General features: G+C 27.2%; 3 protein-coding genes. All 3 read right to left on the bottom strand.

Annotated features, from left to right (window positions below):
- Nucleotides 1-240: 240 nt before the first annotated feature.
- The 3 genes from U9R42_10820 to U9R42_10810 all read right to left on the bottom strand — a co-directional run bounded on the left by U9R42_10820 (nucleotide 241) and on the right by U9R42_10810 (nucleotide 1,833).
- Nucleotides 241-930: a T9SS type A sorting domain-containing protein gene (locus U9R42_10820; protein ID MEA3496517.1), complete on the bottom strand. Its 690-nt coding sequence runs from the start codon at nucleotides 928-930 to the stop codon at nucleotides 241-243.
- An 82-nt stretch (nucleotides 931-1,012) separates the two neighbouring features.
- A complete protein-coding gene (locus tag U9R42_10815; protein MEA3496516.1) occupies nucleotides 1,013-1,174 on the bottom strand; it encodes a hypothetical protein in 162 nt (53 codons plus the stop codon).
- Between the two features lie 86 nt (nucleotides 1,175-1,260).
- Nucleotides 1,261-1,833, bottom strand: a complete 573-nt coding sequence (locus U9R42_10810) for a pentapeptide repeat-containing protein (GenBank protein MEA3496515.1) — start codon at nucleotides 1,831-1,833, stop codon at nucleotides 1,261-1,263.
- Nucleotides 1,834-1,969 lie beyond the last annotated feature (136 nt).

Raw genomic sequence — 1,969 nt, 5'->3', positions numbered from 1 at the left:
AGAATCACAAAGTGTGAAACAATTCATTATAGAATTATTATACTATTGATTTTCTTTATGTTATCACAACTCGACATTTAATAAGTTTCCGAATGTCAATTCTTTATATTCAAATGCGAAACTTTAGTAAATTATTTCTATATTCTTTCATTATGTATTAACTATGCATTTTAAATTCTCAAATTAGGAAAATATAAAATATTTTTGGGAAATGAAAGGGGGCGTGAAAAACTAGTAAAATTATCTTTCTCTTGCAATAGTTTTTGTTATTACATTGTTGTTTTCATCTCTGTGCATAACAATGTACATTCCATTTTTTAGGCTTGCAAAAGAGATTTTCATGTAGTCTGCATTGTTAGCTTCTCTATGCAACACTCTTCTTCCTAGTATGTTATAAACTTCAATTTCGTGCTTACCTTTTTTGTCAAATTTAATAGTAAGGTAGTTTCTTACAGGACTTGGATACATTGAAAAAGTTGCTGTATTTTTTGGTTTGTTAATAGCATCAGTCCATGTTTCTAAAGTGTTTACAGTATTTATTCCATTGTTATAATTACCACCTTTTGTATAAATATAAACATCAACTGTTCCTGAGGCGGCTTTTCCATTTGGAATAAAATGAACTGAAATAATTCCTGAATCATTTGGGTCTAAAATAAATTCAGCACTATCAGTATCAGAACCATAACATTGTGTGTTGTCGCATATTTCAATACTCCATTCCACTGGAATGTTTTCATCCTTTTTCCAAATTAGAGTAATAGGTTTTGAAGTATTGTTATATACAATATTTTGTGTGGCAATTTCTGATTTTGAAGCAGGTCCGCTAGTTGCTAAATTTTCTTTTTTTACAGAAAAATCTTGAGCATTTAGCAAACTAGGTAAAAGAAATAAGCTAATAAATGATATGTATGTGTAAAATTTTTTCATATTTCTATGCCTTCAAAGGTAAAACAATAAAATGAAATATACAAATTTAAATGAAAACTTTTGTTAAAATAGTCATTCGCAATCAGGTTGCAAAAATAATTCCAATGGGTAATATGATGTAAATAGTGTCTCTAAGAAAACTATCTATTTTTATAAAATGAATTATTTTTGATGAGATTTTTAATTTTTGGAAATGAGCTGATGCATTTGCATCAGGGATTTGAGAAAAATAAAAATATCGCAAAAAGAAACCTTTTTAATTTTGGAGAGTTTTCTAAGAGGTACTAAATAGTGAGAATTATTATTAAGTCGGAAAATACAAAAATTATTTTATTCAATAATCAAATTGTATTTATCCAAAAGCCCACTTAATCCGTGCATTGAAAATTTTGCTTTCTTTATCCTATTAGCTTCAGGATCAATTGAAAAATTAAAAGATGTACGGAAATCAGATTTTTCTAATATCGTATTTTCAAAAATTGCTCTGTTCAAGTCGCAATTATCAAAAATAGAATTGCTTAAGTTTGTTTCAATAAATTCCACTTCCTCAAGTTTACAGTTTTTAAAAGTTATGTTTTTTAGTTTCAAACTATAAAAGGAAGAAAAATTGAGAATACAATCTTCAAAGTCAAGTAAAATAATGAAATCGTTACAATCGTCAAAATGTAATCCTAATAGTTTGCATTTAATAAATTTTACACTTCTAAATGCAGTATCCTTCAATTTTGCCATGCTCAAATCACAGTTTTCAAACTCGCATTCAGTGAAACTTAATCCTGATAAATTGGTATTTGAAAAAATGGAGTTAGAAAAAGTACAATTCTCGTACTCCCCTTTTGCTAAATTCTTTTCAGTATAATTTTTATTTTTAAAAGTTTTATCTGTTATGAACTCTTTAGTCATTTGTAGGTTTATTTCATTCCAAAAATTATAGGGAAAGCAAACACAACAATAATTGTCCATGCTGTATAAATTGGTAAATATTTGGCAATTGTCTGTTCAACTATTCCAATCTCAGACTTTTTAAAGTTTACTTTAT

The sequence above is a fragment of the Bacteroidota bacterium genome (genome assembly GCA_034723125.1).
GTDB lineage: Bacteria > Bacteroidota > Bacteroidia > CAILMK01 > JAAYUY01 > JAYEOP01.
Note: the sequence above shows the minus strand (reverse complement) of the source record. Positions and strands in the feature narration are given on the sequence as shown.

Excerpts from the sequence above, each read along its gene's own strand:
- U9R42_10820 (MEA3496517.1), bottom strand. The coding sequence starts at position 930 with ATGAAAAAATTTTACACATACATATCATTTATTAGCTTATTTCTTTTA.
- U9R42_10810 (MEA3496515.1), bottom strand. The coding sequence starts at position 1,833 with ATGACTAAAGAGTTCATAACAGATAAAACTTTTAAAAATAAAAATTAT.